The following is a 16,399-nucleotide window of genomic DNA, read 5'->3' on the forward strand; positions in this document are numbered from 1 at the left end:
ATTCAGTCAGTCTGACCGGCGAACAGACGACGACTCATCAGCGGTCGTGAACCCAACAGTGGGCCCAGCGCCTGGCGCATCAATCGTTTTGCCATGGTTCGCATCAGAGGGGTCCATGCCGGTGCCACATCCGCCTCAGGATGCTCAAGCAGATCCTGGAGTTGTAACAGAGCCTCGCCTGAAAAAGTATCGCCTTTTTTACCAAAAACAACCTCGAATCCAGCATCGGCCGTCAGACAATAGACGTTGTTTTCATCGACTGATCCCAGATCTGGCTGATAGCCCAGCTCACCCAGCACAGACCACTCAAAGCGCCTCAGGAGTGGCTCCAGCGCATCTGGCAAATCCGGCCCAGCGGTACTCCCCGGCTCTGAAACAGTACATGCATTCGCGGGCTGGCTACCCACTCTCTGCAAACCCAGCAGACCAGCCTGGTAAGCGCGGTAAAGCTCTTCATGGGGCTCGTAGACCTGCAACAGGCGCACCAGCAACTCGTTCATGTAAAGAGCACTGTAAAGATACTTTCCACTGAGGAAAAATCCGGGTGCTGCAGCTTCGACGTGATTAAGCGTCAACAACTCACCCCTGCCCCCCAGAGATACCAGCAGAGGCTGGTGCTGCTGCAGTGCAACACGCCGCCGACGTCCCCGGACACCTCTGGCCACAGCACGGACGAGACCATAGTCAAGCGTCAGCAAATCGACCAGCGCACTGGTATCGCGATAGGGCCGGGAATGAAGCAGATAGGCCGGCTGCAGATCAATACGTATCATCTGATGCTCCGGCTATCAGTGAGCTCAGTTCAGGCTCTGCAGGGCACGTTCATCGTCGGCCCAGCCAGACTTTACCTTGACCCACAGGTGCAGCATGACCTTGTGCTCAAAAGAGCGTTCCATATCGAGTCGCGCCGCCTTGCCAATGCTGCGCAGACGCTCTCCGCCCTGACCGATGATGATCTGCTTCTGACCGGGTTTGTCTACCAGAATCAAGCCATGAATATGCAGAACAGCGCCCTGTTGTTCGAAACGCTCAATCTCGACCGTCACCTCATAAGGCAACTCATCGCCCAATTGACGGGTAATTTTCTCGCGGATCAGTTCTGATGCCAGAAAGCGTGAGCTGCGATCTGTCACCTGATCCTCCGGGAACAGAAACTCACTGTGCGGTAAATATTTCTGTGCACACTCCAGAACGGTATCCAGGTTGTGACCGTTGAGCACAGCGATAGGAATGATCTCTGCAAAATCACGCAAGGATGCGAGATGCTGGATATGCGGCAGCAGTCGCTCTCGCTGAGCAAGCTGGTCACACTTATTGATGAGCAGCAACACCGGCACTTTGACGTTCTGCAGGGCTTCCAGAACCATCGCATCTTCATCATTGAACACCAGTCGTTCCACTACAAAAAAGACAAGATCAACGTCTTTGAGCACTTCATGTACCGTGGCGTTCATCGCGCGATTAAGCGCCTTCTTGTCGGCCTTGTGCAAACCAGGCGTATCCACAAAGATGTATTGCGTGTCAGCGTCAGTTCTGACTCCGGTTATGCGATGGCGCGTAGTCTGCGGCTTACGCGAAGTAATACTGATCTTTTGTTCAAGAAGGTGATTCAACAAGGTCGATTTGCCGACATTGGGACGACCCACAATCGCCACAAATCCGCAGCGACGCGTTTCACTCGATACGGTGTCTGTCATGAGCCCTCCGACTTGTTTGACGTTTTGCCCTGTAATTGTTTCAAGGCAGCGCTCGCTGCCTGCTGTTCTGCAAGTTTGCGTGTTCGCCCGGAGCCATTGGTCGGCGAGCTCAACAAATCAATCTGGCAAGTTACATGAAAGATCTGATCATGCTCCTCACCCTCAATGTTGACAACCGAATATTGTGGCAGGGAAACTGCACGCGCCTGTGCTATCTCCTGCAATCGTGTTTTGGCATCTTTAGCATTCAGTGGGGCAAGCTTCGACAGACGACTCTGCAATAGGCCTGCCACGACATCATGACACGCAGAAAACCCGCCATCGAGAAATATTGCCCCGATCACGGCTTCTATCGCATCACACAGGATGGAGTCGCGTTGCCGGCCACCGCTCTTGCGCTCGCCCAGGCCAAGCAGCAGCGCCTCACCCAGTGACAGTTCCCTGGCCATGGCGGCGAGTGTCTGCTGATTGACCAGTCGCGAACGGAACTGACTCAGCTCACCTTCCGTTGCCTGTGGCCAGGCCAGATAAAGCAGCTGCGCGGAAACCAGCCCCAGCGCCGCGTCACCGAGAAATTCAAGTCTTTGGTTATGAGGAGTAGCTGCACTGCGATGGGTCAGCGCAAGAACCAGCAGGTCTTCGTCGGCAAAGGTATAACGCAGACTCGCCTGGAGCCTGCGCAGCACAGCGTCATCAATCATCGGCGTGTAATCTGGCTCAGTTGATGAATTGGTTACGACTGAATGTTGGCAGATTTAAACCGGGCTCTTTGTGCATCCAGACGGCAAACGCTTTGCCAACAATATTTTCCTCAGGCACCGGCCCCCAGACACGGCTGTCGGCGCTGTTATCGCGATTGTCACCCATCATGAAGTAATGGCCTGCCGGGACAACCCAGCTGGTGCGCGAACTGCTTCTGAAATCGTTGGCAATAATCTGAGCCTGATGACTGGACTCGCCAAGGCGTTCGTTAAACAGCAAACCTTCCTGCATACTGGCCCCGGTATCGATCTCAATATTGCCAACCAGATCGATGTCCACCGCTTCACCATTGATTCGGAGCACCTTGTTCTCGTATTCAATGGTATCGCCCGGAAGACCTATCACGCGCTTGATGAAATAACGGCGTTGATGCGGCGGAAAAAATACCATGACCTCACCACGCTGCGGTTCATTATTGGACATGATTTTGGTGCCGACCACAGGCAGACGCAAGCCATAATGATATTTGTTCACCAGAATGAAGTCGCCAACTTCCAGTGTCGGAATCATCGAGCCGGATGGAATCTGAAAAGGCTCAACCACGAATGAACGCAACAGCAAAACGATTACCAGTACCGGAAAGAAAGATTTTGCGTACTCGACAACAACGGGTTCTTCTTCCTTGCCTGCCTGTTTGCGCCCTTTAGCCAGCAGCAACCTGTCCAGCAACCAGATAAAACCACAAATCGCAACCAGTACAACCAGGACCAGGGAAAAATCAATATCCATTAACTATCCACCTTGAGCACTGCCAGGAACGCTTCTTGGGGGACTTCCACGTTCCCCACCTGTTTCATTCGTTTTTTACCAGCTTTCTGCTTTTCAAGCAGCTTCTTTTTGCGCGTCACGTCACCACCATAACATTTGGCTGTGACATTCTTGCGCAGCGCCTTGACGGTTGAACGGGCCACAATCTGGCCACCGATCGCTGCCTGAATAGCCACATCAAACATCTGGCGCGGAATCAGCTCTTTCATTTTTTCCACCAGGATGCGACCTTTGAAGTGCGCCTGATCACGGTGCACAATCAGGGCCAGCGCATCGACGCGATCACCGTTGATCAATACATCAAGTCGGACCAGGCTTGCCGTCTGAAAGCGAATGAAATGGTAGTCCAGCGACGCGTAACCGCGACTGGCGGACTTCAGTTTGTCAAAAAAGTCCATTACTACTTCCGCCATTGGCAACTCATAGCTTAAGGAAACCTGCTGGCCGATGAACTGCATATCGCGTTGCACACCACGCCGGGCAACACACAGGTTTATGATGTTGCCGACGTGTTCCTGCGGTACCAGGATACTTGCCAGTACGATGGGCTCTCGCGTCTCGATTATCGAGGCGGTTGGTGGCAATGAGGACGGGCTCTCGACGCGCACAACCTCATTGTTGCGCATCACCACTTCATAAACCACGGTTGGCGCCGTCGTAATCAGATTGATATCGTACTCACGCTCCAGACGCTCCTGCACAATTTCCATGTGCAGCATGCCCAGAAAACCACACCGGAAACCAAAACCCAGCGCATCTGAACTTTCCGGCTCGTAGAACAGCGACGCATCGTTCAGCGTCAACTTTTCCAGCGCGTCCCGAAAATCCTCAAAATCATCCGCAGACACCGGATAAAGCCCGGCGTATACCTGTGGTTGAATACGACGAAAACCAGACAGCGGTTTCACATCAGCGGTTGAGGCCAGCGTAATCGTGTCACCGACTGGCGCGCCCTTGATGTCCTTGATACCGGCAATGATGTAACCCACTTCACCCGCCTGCAGCAGATCAAGATCGTGTCGTTTGGGATCAAAATAACCTACGTGGTCGACCAGATGGGCCTTGCCAATACTCTTGGCGATAATCTTGTCGCCCTTTTTCAGTGTGCCCTGCTTGACGCGCACCAGCGAGACGACACCCAGATAATTGTCGAACCAGGAGTCGATGATCAGTGCCTGCAGTGGCGCATCACGGTCGCCTTGCGGTGGCGGCACCAGACGCACCAGTTCTTCCAGAACATCCTGGATACCCATGCCAGTTTTGGCACTGCAGGGCACAGCCTGGGACGCGTCAATACCGATGATTTCCTCAATCTCCATGCGAACCTTGTCGGGCTCAGCCTGGGGAAGATCCATCTTGTTGAGGACGGGAATAACTTCCAGGCCCTGCTCGATAGCGGTATAGCAGGTGGCAACAGACTGCGCTTCTACCCCCTGCCCGGCATCAACCACCAGCAAAGCACCTTCACAGGCCGCCAGTGATCGTGAAACCTCGTAAGAGAAGTCGACATGTCCAGGGGTATCGATGAAGTTAAGCTGATAGCGTTCGCCATCCCGAGCCTGATAGAACAGCGTGACACTCTGAGCCTTGATGGTGATACCCCGTTCGCGCTCGATATCCAGCGAATCCAGCACCTGCTCGGCCATTTCCCTGTCGGTCAGTCCGCCACAGAACTGTATGAAGCGATCAGCCAGCGTTGATTTGCCGTGATCAATATGGGCGATAATGGAAAAATTGCGAATGCGGTTTAAATCTGTCACTTAGGAGGTACACCAATAAATCGGAAGGCGCCAAGTCTACATGATCCGGCGCCTACTGTCAGGGAATTTCGGGGAAATGCAAGGGATTCCGGGCTGCGCCGGACGCTCAGCGCAGCTCCAGCACCAGGGTAGTGCCACGGCCATTACGTACCACGCGAATCGGCACATAGCCAGTTGCAGGCAGCGACTCGACGACCGCGTCAAAGTCTGCAACCGACTCGATACGCTGGTGATTCAGTGCCACGATTACGTCGCCGCTGGCCAGGCCTGCCGCCCGGGCCGGACCATCGCGCAGCTGATCAATGACAACGCCACCTCTCGACAATTCAGGTACATCCTGCGCGAGCTCCGGATCCAGGGACTCCACAGTCAGCGCCAGAGAGTTACCCTGGGCTGCCGGCCGTGGTACGCCAGCTGTCATGGTATCGCCGCCTGGCAGCGCTCCGACAACCACGTCCAACGTCTGTCGCTGCCCGTCCCGCATGATCGTCAATGTGGCTTCTGTTCCCGGCCGCACCTGACCTACATAAAACGGCAATTGTGAAGACTCTTCAATAGCAATACCGTTAAATGCCAGTACGATGTCATTGGTCTGCACACCCGCCTGCTCTGCGGGACTGCCAGGCTGAACTTCATCAACAAAAGCGCCGCTTGGTCTATCCATATTGAAGGCCTGCGCGAGGGCATGGTCAACGTCCTTAATCATGACGCCCAGCAAACCACGGGACACGCTGCCACTCTCCCGCAGCTGCTCAACGACGTTGAGAGCCATATTGCTGGGAATGGCAAATGAAATTCCGTTTGAACCGCCCGTGCTGCTGAGGATCTGCGAGTTGATACCTATCACCTCTCCAGCCAGGTTAAACAGGGGACCGCCGGAGTTGCCCTGGTTGATGGCCACATCGGTCTGTATGAAAGATACATAGTTTGCAGGGCCGCGAGAGGGCACGTTACGGGACTTGGCGCTGACAATGCCCGCTGCTGCTGAAAATTCCAGCCCAAAGGGTGAACCAATGGCCAATACCCACTCACCTACCCTGACCTGTTCAGAGTCGCCAAACACCACAGAGTGCAGATCAGTGGCGTCAACCTTGATCAAGGCGACATCTGACAATTCATCGCTTCCGATCACATCAGCAATATACTCGCGTCTGTCGGTCATCGTCACAGTGATGCGATCTGCATTGGCGACAACATGGTGATTGGTAATGATGTAGCCATCTTCACTGATAATGAAACCGGAACCCACGCCACCGCGCGGGCGCATATCTGGCAGATCCGGTATATCAGGAATCTCTCCCTCGGGCTGCAACTGCCGCAGCAGTTCTTCCAGGTCATTCTGCCGCGAGCCATCGCGCACAGGCACCTGCTGACGGGTGGTGATATTGACGATGGCGGGCGAGTTCTGCTCAACCAGACTGGCGAAATCCGGCAGGCCATTCTGGGCCTGGGCTGAGCCGGTGAGCAGCATGACAAACAGTACTGTCAGCCACGTATTGCTGAACCGTCTGACTGTAACCCGGGCAAACTCCGGTAAACCCATCGCTCTGGCTGCCAACATGCTCTCTCCCAACTGCTTGATTCGATGCTCTAACATACCCTGATGCGGCTCTGTCTTCAATCCCGTGACAGAGCTGTGCTGTGCAGCACATGGAGTCACATGACATAAAAAAAGCCCGGCACCCTCACGGGTCCGGGCTGTGCAGTACACTCTTGCTCTCTACTTGCTACGCTTCCTTACGGTCCAAACGGTCTAAACGGTTCAACTTTCAATTCTCAATCAATCCCGTCGTCCATTATCGGCATGCCTGCTACATGCCTGTCGCATTCCCTTACGGCTGCTGAATCTGCTGTGAAGAATCCACTGGTACCAGCTCACGGTCAGACACCGGGCGCAGCATCGGGGATTCCCGCAAAATGCTGAACGGTGCCGACTCCGAATCCACACGGGCCGGGATGTTCACGCTTTGAATGTACTCATTGAGACGCTGCTGCGCTTCCGCATCAACAGCGATCTGTCGTATCTCTACTGCGTTACTGCCAGACTCGGTCTGCTCGCTGGCGAGCGGCACGGCACCCGATGTTGATATGGAATCCCCTGGCTGCAACATTGATTGCATACCCACAAAAGCTGCCACGGCTACAGAGGCAGCGACGGCCAGCCGCGCCATACCCCGGCGCCAATGATTATTTCTGCCTTCTGCGCCAACCGCTGAGGTGGCCTCAGGCAATGACGGCTGCTGTTCCTCCGTGACAGCCTGCATCACGCGCGCATGCAGCGACAGGCTGTTGTCTGAGGGCAGCAAGGGATGCTGGACTGGCTCACCGGAGAGCACGGCTCGGGTCAGATTGAATCGTTCCCAGCGGGCCAACAGCTCAGGTTCGGCATCGAGCCTCGCCAACAGGCGGCGTAGTTCAAAATCGCTCAACTCGTCGTCCATGAGAGCCGACAGCGCTTCATTATCCAGCTCGTCTTGTGTTTTCTGCGAATCCGGGTGACTCTGGCTGTCCTGCTTCATGCAATACATACCTCTGCTTTACTTGTCTTACCGGTTTATCCGGTTTCAATGCTTTGACTATGCTGTTCGGGCTAAGTTCCCATACCTGGCTCAATTCTGACAAAAAAATGGCAGTTGCCATGCTCAGAAAAGCTAAAGGGCCAGCGGTCAGGGTTTCATCAGCTCCTGAATTCGTTTATCTATCGCCTCGCGAGCCCGGAATATGCGCGATCGGACTGTGCCAACCGGGCAATCCATCACTTCCGTTATATCCTCGTAACTCAAACCGGAAAATTCGCGCAGGCTGAACGCAGTTTTGAGTTCTTCGGGCAGTTCCTCGATTGCCTGGTAGATGACGCGCCGCAAGTCTTCCCGCTCCAGGTTGGCCTCAGGACTCTCCAGCTCTCTCAGTGTGCTGGTATCGTCAACCTGCTGCGCGTCTTCCATATCCACATCAGTACTGGGAGGTCTTCGACCACGGGAAACCAGATGATTTTTTGCCGTGTTGACAGCTATACGGTAAAGCCAGGTGTAAAACGCACTATCACCCCGGAAACTGGGCAAAGCCCGGTAGGCCTTCAGGAAAGCTTCCTGAGCGACATCCTCTGCCTCATGCGGATCTTTGACAAACCTGCCTATCAGGCCAAGCACCTTGTGCTGGTAGCGGGTAACCAGCAATGAGAAAGCCCGGTCGTCATTTTGCAGAACCCGCTCAACCAGCTGGTTGTCAGTCACTTGATTCGTCATACTTCCCTTATGTGCCTCAACTTTTGCTTCCATCATCAAGCAAAAAGACAATGACCACCACTATTTGCAAAAGTTCTGAGAGTCTATAGAATTCTTCGACCTTGCACCACAGCAGAAGGCTGACACGACTTTGCACGATTACGACGTTCTTATCATTGGCAGTGGTGCTGCAGGGCTCAGCCTGGCGCTCAAGACCGCGAATTTTGCACGCATCGCCGTGCTCAGCAAAGGCTCGTTGAACCAGGGTGCCACATTCTGGGCTCAGGGTGGCATTGCTGCGGTACTGGACGAAAATGACAGTATCGATGCACATATTGCCGACACACTGGATGCTGGCGGCGGACTGTGTAACGAAGCAATGGTCAGACACATTGTCGAGCACAGCCAGGAAGCCATCCAATGGCTGGTTGAGCAGGGTGTCCCATTTACAGTTCTGCCGCGAGAAGAAGCTGGCACCGGTGCCGCCTCACAGCCGCTGAATCGTGACAACCTCAAACCTCTTCACCTCACTCAGGAAGGTGGGCACAGTCATCGCCGCATCATTCACGCCACAGACGCCACTGGTCGGGCCGTCTTTGAAACTCTGCGTCAGCAGGCTTTGCAGACACCGGCGATTGAGCTGTTTGAGAACCGGGTAGCAGTCGATCTTATCACCCGTCAGAAGCTTGGCCTGCCAGGCAAAGGCTGCGTCGGGGCCTACGTTCATAACAATGAAACGGGCCAGGTGGAAGTGTTTCGCGCCCGTTTTGTAATTCTGGCAAGTGGCGGTGCCAGTAAAGCCTATCTTTACACAACCAATCCGGAAAGCGCGACCGGTGACGGCATCGCCATGGCATGGCGGGCAGGTTGTCGCGTCGCAAACATGGAGTTCAATCAGTTCCATCCGACCTGCCTGTATCACCCTCATGCCCGCTCCTTCCTCATCACTGAGGCGTTACGGGGCGAAGGTGCCACGTTGGAGCTTCCCGACGGCTCGCGTTTCATGCCCGGATTTGATGCCCGCGCTGAACTGGCACCACGCGATATTGTCGCCCGTGCTATCGACCATGAAATGAAGCGTCTGGGCTGCGATTGTGTTTATCTGAATATCTCTCACAAACCTGCCGCATTCATCAAGGAACACTTCCCGACGATCTATGCACGTTGCATGGAATACGGCATCGATATCACCAGGGATCGCATCCCAGTGGTTCCCGCTGCGCACTACACCTGCGGTGGCGTGGTGGTGGACAAACTCGGGCGGACCGATATCGACAATCTGTATGCCATCGGTGAGACCAGCTGCACAGGCCTGCACGGCGCCAATCGCATGGCCAGCAATTCCCTGCTGGAGTGTTTTGTGCTGGCTTTTGGTGCGGCCGAGCATATCCGCAGCCACTTCGACACGATTGAGCCGCTGCCCGAAAGAATCCCGGCGTGGGATGAAAGCCGCGTGACCCAGTCGCAGGAAGAAGTTGTCGTGGCACACAACTGGGACGAGCTGCGCAGGGTCATGTGGGATTATGTCGGTATCGTGCGCAGCGATCAGCGCCTGTTGCGTGCCCAGCGACGAATACAGATACTTGAACACGAAATTTCCTATCACTACCGACACTACGTGGTCAGTCGCGACCTGCTGGAGCTGCGCAATCTGGTTCTGGTGTCACGCCTGATTGTGGAGTCGGCGCTGCTGCGGAAAGAGAGCCGTGGCCTGCATTACACTCTGGATTACCCCGAGCTACTGCCAGAGGCCATCGACACCATCCTCGCGCCTCAGGAATCCTGACGTTTTGTCTGCACCGACGCCATGATCAGTAGCCGCAGGCGTCGTTGTGCGGACGCGCACCCTGGCCATGGCCACATTCGCAGGGTATACGTGCGGCCGTCCACCCCCCGCAACACCAATGCCTGGATACCAGCAGAGAGATAGGCAGAGACCGGCGAGGCGTGGAGCCGGCGCCCATCACGAAGTGACAGTTCCCACAGCCCGTTGTGCAGGCTGCAGGACATCACCTGAATGACCCGATGCCAGCGATACCAGTTCAGCGATATCAACATGATACCCACCAGAATCAGCATTTTTGCCCAGACACTGGCCCCACTGAATAAAATTGCCGCTGCTGACAGGCAAACCAGTGAAACGCCAAGCACTCGATCAATAATCAGCTGGTCAGCGACCTGCTCCCATTCATGATGCAGGAGTGAGCGTTGCATCCCGGTCAGTGCGGCCTGGCAACACCGGAAGCTGCAAATTCGCGAATTCGCACTACCAGTGCCTGCAAATGCGGGTCGGGATGCACTGCCCGCTCTACCAGACAGGCAAACAGGTCCTGGTCCTCCTCGGCCAGAAGCCGCTCGTAGAGTAAATGATCCTGCTCCCCCAGCGTGGGCAGACATTTTTCTGCGAACGGAAGTAAAAGAATGTCCAGCTCCCACATACCGCGACGGCTATGCCAGAGCAACTTCTTGTATGCAATATCTGATACCATGTGGCCACCTGAAAAATTGGTACCTCAATTTTAACCGAATTCGGCAGACTTTGCCGTTAAGCTGCTCCAGATCACCATGAAGAATCTATCAAGCTGTCACGCCAGCCGAAGTGAAGACTTTGACCTTATCCGCGTCAGCGGACCTGATGCTGAACGATTTCTGCAGGGACAACTAAGCTGCGATCTGCGCCGCACCACAGCAGACCAAAGTGTCCGCGGCACACTCTGCAATCTTAAAGGTCGGGTAATCAGTGACCTGCGAGTGATCCGGCAGGAAGACGCTGACAACGTCGTTGAACTTTATCTGCTGACCCGGGCAGGCATGGCTGAGATCATCCTGAATACGCTGTCGAAGTATCAGGTATTTTTTAAGGTTCAACTGACAAGAGTCACTGAAACGCATGAACTGGTTCAGCTGATTGCTGACGACCTTGATCAGCTTCAATCACTCATCGAATCCGAACTTCCCTCAGCCCCGGATCAGATCACCACCGGACCTGGTCATGTCATCATCCGATTGCCTGACCTGGATCCAGCTCCGACCCGCTTCGAAATCCTGCTGAAACGAGAAACCGACCAGGATAGCGGCGACAAGGCGCCATTTATCATCGACCGCTTAGAGTCGGCATGCCAGCCTTTAGATCAAAACACATGGCTGTGTCACGACATCAGGAATGGCATCGTGCATATTCGCCCCGGACAGCAGGAACTGTTCACACCGCAGCTGCTGAACTACGACCTCAATGGTGCCGTCGATTTCAAAAAAGGCTGCTACACGGGTCAGGAAGTTGTGGCACGGATGCACTACAGGGCCGAAGCAAAAAAACGACTTGGAAAAGTTACCCTGCCAGCAGAAACGCCATTCTCTGATTTGGGGCTGGACGAAGATAAAGACCTGCTAGTCAGTGCCAGCCGGCCGGATGGACGGCGTGACTATCTGTTGATAGCCAGCACTGACGCTGGTAGGCGTGACAGCAGAATTAACCTTTTTACCGAAACTGAGGCGTCTCTGAGCAGCTAAGCTGGGCAGTTAATCAGGCCAGACTTCCATTTGACGGTGCCATACCCTTCCAGACAAAGTGCCGAGCCGAAACAACAACGCCAGCCAATTCGGGCTGGCATTGTCAGTGTCAGATTGCTCAGCCGTCCTTGCGAACCTTAGACATCTTCCCGGCGCTGATTGACGGCCTGTGGCTCTCCACCACCGGAAGCCCCGTGGGCATTGTCGTCACGGTCAAGTCCGGAGCTGTTCACATCGGTCTTTCCAGCATACTTACGCTGCAGGCTGCCGAGCATTTGCGCAACTGCCTGCGGCGAACTGGTATTTTTAGCCAGAAGGTCATAAACCACAGGCACGATGAACAGCGTCATCAACGTGGTCATCAGTACACCCGAGAATATTACCGTGCCCAGCAGAACACGGCTTTCAGAACCGGCACCAGTCGACAGAATCAGCGGCAAAGCGCCCATCAGTGTTGAAATGGCAGTCATCAGCACCGGCCGCAGACGCATGTCGCAGGCAGTAACCAGCGCCTCACGGAAAGGCTTGCCTTCATCACGCAGCTGGTTCGCAAACTCAACAATCAGAATGCCATTCTTACTGGCAATACCAACCAGAATGATCAGTCCGATATTGGTGTAAATATTGAGCGTGCCATCTGTCAGCAGCAATCCAATCAAGGCACCAAATATTGCCAGCGGAACTGTGGTCATGATCACAAGCGGATGCACAAAACTCTCAAACTGCGCCGCCAGAACCAGAAACACAACCAGCAATGACATGGCGAAGATCAGAGCGAGACCACCACTGGCTTCTTTAAGTTCCAGTGATTCCCCTTTGTAGTCAATCTGGGCATAGTCAGGCAATTCGGTGAGTACCAGGTTCTCGAGGAAAGCCAGCGCTTCATCCAGACTCACACCCGGCTGCAGCCCCGCCGACAAAGTAATTGCCCTGACCCTGTTGTAACGATTCAGAGAGTTCGCTGCAGAGGTATTCTCTACACTGATCAGGTTGGACATGGGTATCAGCTGTCCTGTACCTTCAGAGCGAACGTAAATATTCGTCAGGTCGTCCGGGGATGCCCGCTGCGTTTCTTCCGCCTGGAGTATAACGTCATACTCCTCACCGGCATCAATGAATGTGGTGACGCGGCTTTCGTTCATCATGGCCTGCAGCGTGCGCCCGATCGCCTGAATCGACACACCAAGATCAGCAGCGCGAACTTTATCCACGGTGATGGTCAGGCTTGGACGAGTCTCTTCGTAATCTGACGTCATACGGGTAAACATACCGCTGGCTTCGCCACGCTGAATCAGCATGTCACGCCACTGCGCCAGTTCTTCATAGCTGCGTCCACCAATGACAAACTGGACTGGCTGGCCACCACCACCGCGCACCAGCCCCGAACGCATGAACATCATGGTTTCCAGGCCAGGAATGGATCGCCATTCGGTCATGAGCTCGCTCATGATGTCGGTCGTCGGTTTGGGACGCTCAGCCCAATCGGGCAAAGCGATGATACTCATGCCGCTGTTAACGCCACCGCCACCGCCCCATCCCGGCAGCATTGTGACAACACTACTGACTTCGCCACGTTCCAGATACGGTAACAGAGTGTCCTGAATGGCGTTGGTCTTGTCCTGCATATAGGACATGCTGGCACCTTCAGGCCCGGCCATGCGCACCATCATCACGCCCTGGTCTTCCTGCGGTGCAAACTCACTGGGCACCTGCTGCCACAGGAAATAGACCGCAATCCCTATGAGCACCAGACTGGCGGCGACTGCGTAACGAAGCCGCAGACACACTTCCAGCGCATTGTGATAACCGCGTTGCAGCCAACGGAAGAAGCGATCCACCTGACGGGTCAGGAAGCTTTCGTGAGCGTGCGTGTTCAATAGCTTGGAGGCCATCATCGGCGTCAAAGACAGTGCCAGCACAGTGGAGAAAATAACCGCGCCGCCCACTGTTATTGCCAGTTCATAAAACAGAATGCCCATGTTGCCGTCCATGAAAACAACCGGGACGAACACAGCAATCAGCACGGCTGTGGTGGCAATCACTGCAAACGCCACCTGCCTGGAACCATTAAAGGCCGCCAGCAATGGTGGCTCTCCTGCTTCGACCCGACGCTGGATATTCTCAAGCACCACAATCGAATCATCGACAATCAAGCCAACACAGAGCACCATGGCGAGCAATGTGATCAGATTGATAGTCAGGCCGAACGCCAGCAGTACCATGAACGCCGCCAGCAGGCAGACCGGAATGGTCACCGCAGGAATCAGCATGCTGCGCACAGAGCCCAGAAACATATAGATAACCAGGCTGACCAGCACCACAGTCATGAAGATAGTGGAGTACACCGAACTAATCGCGTTCTCGATAAATTCGGCGTCGCTGTTCGACAACACCAGCGACATATGATCTGGCAAGGTCGCGTTGATGCGCTCGATCAGCGCCGTGGCCTCACGCAGCACCGTCAGGCTGTTGGCATTTGACTGTTTGACCAGGCCAAGACCCACTGCGTCAGTGCCATTGCCCTGAAAGATTGACCGCGTGCTGGCAGCGCCCAATTCAACTCGGGCTACTTCACCAAGCGTTACCTGATGGCCGTCTGCACCCCTGGCGATGACGAGCCGGGCAAAGTCTTCCGGCGTCTGGTAAACGCGATCCACTCGAACGGTGAACTCACGATCGATGGAATCAACCCGCCCGGCCGGCAGTTCCAGGTTCTGTCTGCGCAGCGCCGATTCAACATCGGTTACCGTCAGACCACGCGCGGCGAGTTTTACCCGGTCGAGCCACACACGCATGGCATAACCGCCGGTACCCCGCACACTGACGTTGGCAACACCATCGATCACAGCAAACTGATCAACGATGAAGCGTTCAGCATAATCATTGAGCTCCAGAAAGCTCATCTGCGTGCTGGTCAGATTGAAAAAGGCAATCGGTCGACCGTCTGCGTCGGCCTTGGCAATCTGTGGAGGCTCTACATCCTCAGGCAAAGCCCGGGTAATGCGGGAAATCTTGTCGCGAATATCATTGGCAGCCTGATCGATGTCGCGTCCGACTTCAAACTCCACTGAGACGCGGGAACTGCCGTCACTGCTTGAGGAGTTGATAGACGTGACCCCCTCCACGCCATTGATCTGATCTTCGATCAATTGGGTGATCTGCTGCTCGACTATCTCTGCCGATGCGCCGGGGTAACTGGTGCTGACTGACACAACCGGTGGACTGGTGTCGGGATACTCCCGCAGCGGCAGTTCCATAAATGAAATAATGCCGAACGCAACCAGCAGCAGGCTGATTACAGTGGCGAATACGGGGCGTTTGACTGATACATCAGACAATACCATGGCCTGTCCCTCAAAACGTAATGATCAGCCCGAATCAGGATTGTTCGCTGGAAGCGGCCGCTGTGCTGTTGTCTGGCGCAGCGGCACTGCTGGTATTACTGGTAGTGGCCGGCAGAATGTTCAGGATTCTTACCCGCTGATTGGGACGAACCTGCGCAACCCCCTCGGCAACTACACGTTGCCCCGGCACGAGGCCCGACAACACTTCAACCACACCCGGACGACGCGCGCCCAGTTGCACTTCGACGCGGCGAGCCAGTTCTTCCTCGTCCACAACATAGACATACTGTCGTCCCTGCGCTGGAACCACCGACTGCTCCGGAATCACGATTGTTTCGCGCTCGTTGAGCATGAGCCCCACTGTCAGCAGCATACCCGGTCGCAAGGCGCCATCAGGATTATCTATGACTGCTCGCACAGGAACGGATCGGGTCACCACATCAACACGTGAGCCAATCACCTCCACATCACCAACAAAGGTTCTGTTCGGATAAACGATGCTGTTGGCGGTAACCTCTAGCCCTGATTCCAGTTGCGCGAGGAAAGACTCTGATACATTGAAGTCCAGTTTGATCGTGGAAATGTCGTCCAGTGTCGTGATCTCAGTGTTTGGCGTCACCATGGCGCCTTCACTGATATTGCGAAAGCCCAGAACACCACTGAAGGGAGCAACGATGACGCGATCACGCATATTGGCGACGACCCCTTCCAGACGCGCCTGAGCTGTTTCCACCTGACTCAGCGCATTATCCAGATCCAGTCGTGACACCAGATTGTCGCTGCTCAGCTGCTCCATGCGGTCGCGCTGACGTCGTGCATCGTCAAGTGCAGTCTGCGCCTCAGACAGTCGCGCTGTCTCCGCTGAATTAGTCAGCTCTACCAGAACATCTCCGCGTTCAACAAAATCGCCGTCTTCAAAATAAATGCCGGCCACAATATCAGAGACTTTGGGAGTAATGCTCAGTGATTCATTGGCCTGAGCTGTACCGACAGATTCTACCTGGTCAACAAATACGCCAGTCTCGACGATTGCAACCGTTACCGATGGTGCAGCCATGCCACCTGGGCCGCCGGGACCACGCCCCATACCGGGCGGACCACCAGCAGCGGGATCAGACTGTAGCTTTACGTATACGCCATAACTCAGCGCAGACACCGCCAGCAGGAAAAAAATCAGCAGGGGATGACGGGTTACAAATTGCAAGTGAGTACTCCTCGACCCGAATCGGTCACACATGACAGCGGACAACATCATTACGGCAAGTACAGACTGATGGATCAGCCACTCTTCAAAACCCGCGTAGAATGTTGTAAAGCCATAAACCACGCAAGAG

At 54.8% G+C, this 16,399-nt stretch carries 14 protein-coding genes; 2 read left to right on the top strand and 12 right to left on the bottom strand.

The window, feature by feature from the left end:
• Positions 1-2 precede the first annotated feature (2 nt).
• The 8 genes from recO to rpoE form a co-directional block, all read right to left on the bottom strand.
• The gene (gene recO / locus LVD14_RS11365) at positions 3-773 is read right to left on the bottom strand and encodes a DNA repair protein RecO (RefSeq protein ID WP_237134192.1); all 771 of its coding nucleotides are present in this window, start codon (positions 771-773) and stop codon (positions 3-5) included.
• 24 nt (positions 774-797) lie between these two features.
• The gene (era, locus tag LVD14_RS11370; protein ID WP_237134193.1) at positions 798-1,697 is read right to left on the bottom strand and encodes a GTPase Era; all 900 of its coding nucleotides are present in this window, start codon (positions 1,695-1,697) and stop codon (positions 798-800) included.
• On the bottom strand, positions 1,694-2,398 hold the full coding sequence (gene rnc, locus LVD14_RS11375; RefSeq protein ID WP_237134194.1) for a ribonuclease III: 705 nt from the start codon (positions 2,396-2,398) through the stop codon (positions 1,694-1,696). Before rnc ends, era begins: the two co-directional genes overlap by 4 nt.
• 16 nt (positions 2,399-2,414) lie before the next feature.
• On the bottom strand, positions 2,415-3,188 hold the full coding sequence (gene lepB / locus LVD14_RS11380; RefSeq protein WP_237134195.1) for a signal peptidase I: 774 nt from the start codon (positions 3,186-3,188) through the stop codon (positions 2,415-2,417).
• Positions 3,188-4,987 carry a translation elongation factor 4 gene (lepA, locus tag LVD14_RS11385; RefSeq protein WP_237134196.1) on the bottom strand — a complete coding sequence of 600 codons (1,800 nt, stop codon included), beginning with the start codon at positions 4,985-4,987 and terminating at the stop codon, positions 3,188-3,190. The genes lepB and lepA overlap by 1 nt, the downstream gene beginning before the upstream one ends.
• Positions 4,988-5,093: 106 nt before the next feature.
• A complete protein-coding gene (locus LVD14_RS11390) occupies positions 5,094-6,584 on the bottom strand; it encodes a Do family serine endopeptidase (RefSeq protein WP_237134197.1) in 1,491 nt (496 codons plus the stop codon).
• A 235-nt stretch (positions 6,585-6,819) separates the two neighbouring features.
• A complete protein-coding gene (locus LVD14_RS11395; RefSeq protein ID WP_237134198.1) occupies positions 6,820-7,506 on the bottom strand; it encodes a sigma-E factor negative regulatory protein in 687 nt (228 codons plus the stop codon).
• 147 nt (positions 7,507-7,653) lie between these two features.
• Positions 7,654-8,232 (bottom strand): RNA polymerase sigma factor RpoE, encoded by a 579-nt coding sequence (gene rpoE, locus LVD14_RS11400; RefSeq protein WP_237134199.1) that lies wholly within the window; start codon positions 8,230-8,232, stop codon positions 7,654-7,656.
• Positions 8,233-8,362: 130 nt separating this feature from the next.
• Between rpoE and nadB the strand changes: the two genes are divergently transcribed.
• A complete protein-coding gene (gene nadB / locus LVD14_RS11405; RefSeq protein ID WP_237134200.1) occupies positions 8,363-9,997 on the top strand; it encodes an L-aspartate oxidase in 1,635 nt (544 codons plus the stop codon).
• Here nadB and LVD14_RS11410 read toward each other — a convergent pair.
• Entirely contained in the window at positions 9,985-10,425 is a 441-nt protein-coding gene (locus tag LVD14_RS11410) for a hypothetical protein (protein WP_237134201.1), read from the bottom strand. The genes nadB and LVD14_RS11410 overlap by 13 nt on opposite strands.
• A gap of 5 nt (positions 10,426-10,430) precedes the next feature.
• Positions 10,431-10,700 carry a succinate dehydrogenase assembly factor 2 gene (locus LVD14_RS11415; protein ID WP_237134202.1) on the bottom strand — a complete coding sequence of 90 codons (270 nt, stop codon included), beginning with the start codon at positions 10,698-10,700 and terminating at the stop codon, positions 10,431-10,433.
• 76 nt (positions 10,701-10,776) lie between these two features.
• On the opposite strand from LVD14_RS11415, the gene LVD14_RS11420 reads away from it, so the two are divergent.
• Entirely contained in the window at positions 10,777-11,721 is a 945-nt protein-coding gene (locus LVD14_RS11420) for a YgfZ/GcvT domain-containing protein (RefSeq protein ID WP_237134203.1), read from the top strand.
• Between the two features lie 137 nt (positions 11,722-11,858).
• On the opposite strand, the gene LVD14_RS11425 is transcribed toward LVD14_RS11420, so the two are convergent.
• Both LVD14_RS11425 and LVD14_RS11430 read right to left on the bottom strand, forming a co-directional pair.
• Positions 11,859-15,065, bottom strand: a complete 3,207-nt coding sequence (locus LVD14_RS11425; protein WP_237134204.1) for an efflux RND transporter permease subunit — start codon at positions 15,063-15,065, stop codon at positions 11,859-11,861.
• 34 nt (positions 15,066-15,099) lie between these two features.
• Positions 15,100-16,269: an efflux RND transporter periplasmic adaptor subunit gene (locus LVD14_RS11430; RefSeq protein ID WP_237134205.1), complete on the bottom strand. Its 1,170-nt coding sequence runs from the start codon at positions 16,267-16,269 to the stop codon at positions 15,100-15,102.
• Positions 16,270-16,399 lie beyond the last annotated feature (130 nt).

Origin of the sequence: Pseudohongiella sp. O18, assembly GCF_021729085.1 — a bacterium.
Classification (GTDB): domain Bacteria; phylum Pseudomonadota; class Gammaproteobacteria; order Pseudomonadales; family Pseudohongiellaceae; genus Pseudohongiella.

What these genes read in the sequence shown, in the direction of transcription:
- recO (WP_237134192.1), bottom strand. Translation starts at nt 773, where the DNA reads ATGATACGTATTGATCTGCAGCCGGCCTATCTGCTTCATTCCCGGCCC.
- era (WP_237134193.1), bottom strand. Translation starts at nt 1,697, where the DNA reads ATGACAGACACCGTATCGAGTGAAACGCGTCGCTGCGGATTTGTGGCG.
- rnc (WP_237134194.1), bottom strand. Translation starts at nt 2,398, where the DNA reads ATGATTGATGACGCTGTGCTGCGCAGGCTCCAGGCGAGTCTGCGTTAT.
- lepB (WP_237134195.1), bottom strand. Translation starts at nt 3,188, where the DNA reads ATGGATATTGATTTTTCCCTGGTCCTGGTTGTACTGGTTGCGATTTGT.
- LVD14_RS11390 (WP_237134197.1), bottom strand. Translation starts at nt 6,584, where the DNA reads ATGTTAGAGCATCGAATCAAGCAGTTGGGAGAGAGCATGTTGGCAGCC.
- LVD14_RS11395 (WP_237134198.1), bottom strand. Translation starts at nt 7,506, where the DNA reads ATGAAGCAGGACAGCCAGAGTCACCCGGATTCGCAGAAAACACAAGAC.
- rpoE (WP_237134199.1), bottom strand. Translation starts at nt 8,232, where the DNA reads ATGACGAATCAAGTGACTGACAACCAGCTGGTTGAGCGGGTTCTGCAA.
- LVD14_RS11410 (WP_237134201.1), bottom strand. Translation starts at nt 10,425, where the DNA reads ATGCAACGCTCACTCCTGCATCATGAATGGGAGCAGGTCGCTGACCAG.
- LVD14_RS11415 (WP_237134202.1), bottom strand. Translation starts at nt 10,700, where the DNA reads ATGGTATCAGATATTGCATACAAGAAGTTGCTCTGGCATAGCCGTCGC.
- LVD14_RS11420 (WP_237134203.1), top strand. Translation starts at nt 10,777, where the DNA reads ATGAAGAATCTATCAAGCTGTCACGCCAGCCGAAGTGAAGACTTTGAC.
- LVD14_RS11425 (WP_237134204.1), bottom strand. Translation starts at nt 15,065, where the DNA reads ATGGTATTGTCTGATGTATCAGTCAAACGCCCCGTATTCGCCACTGTA.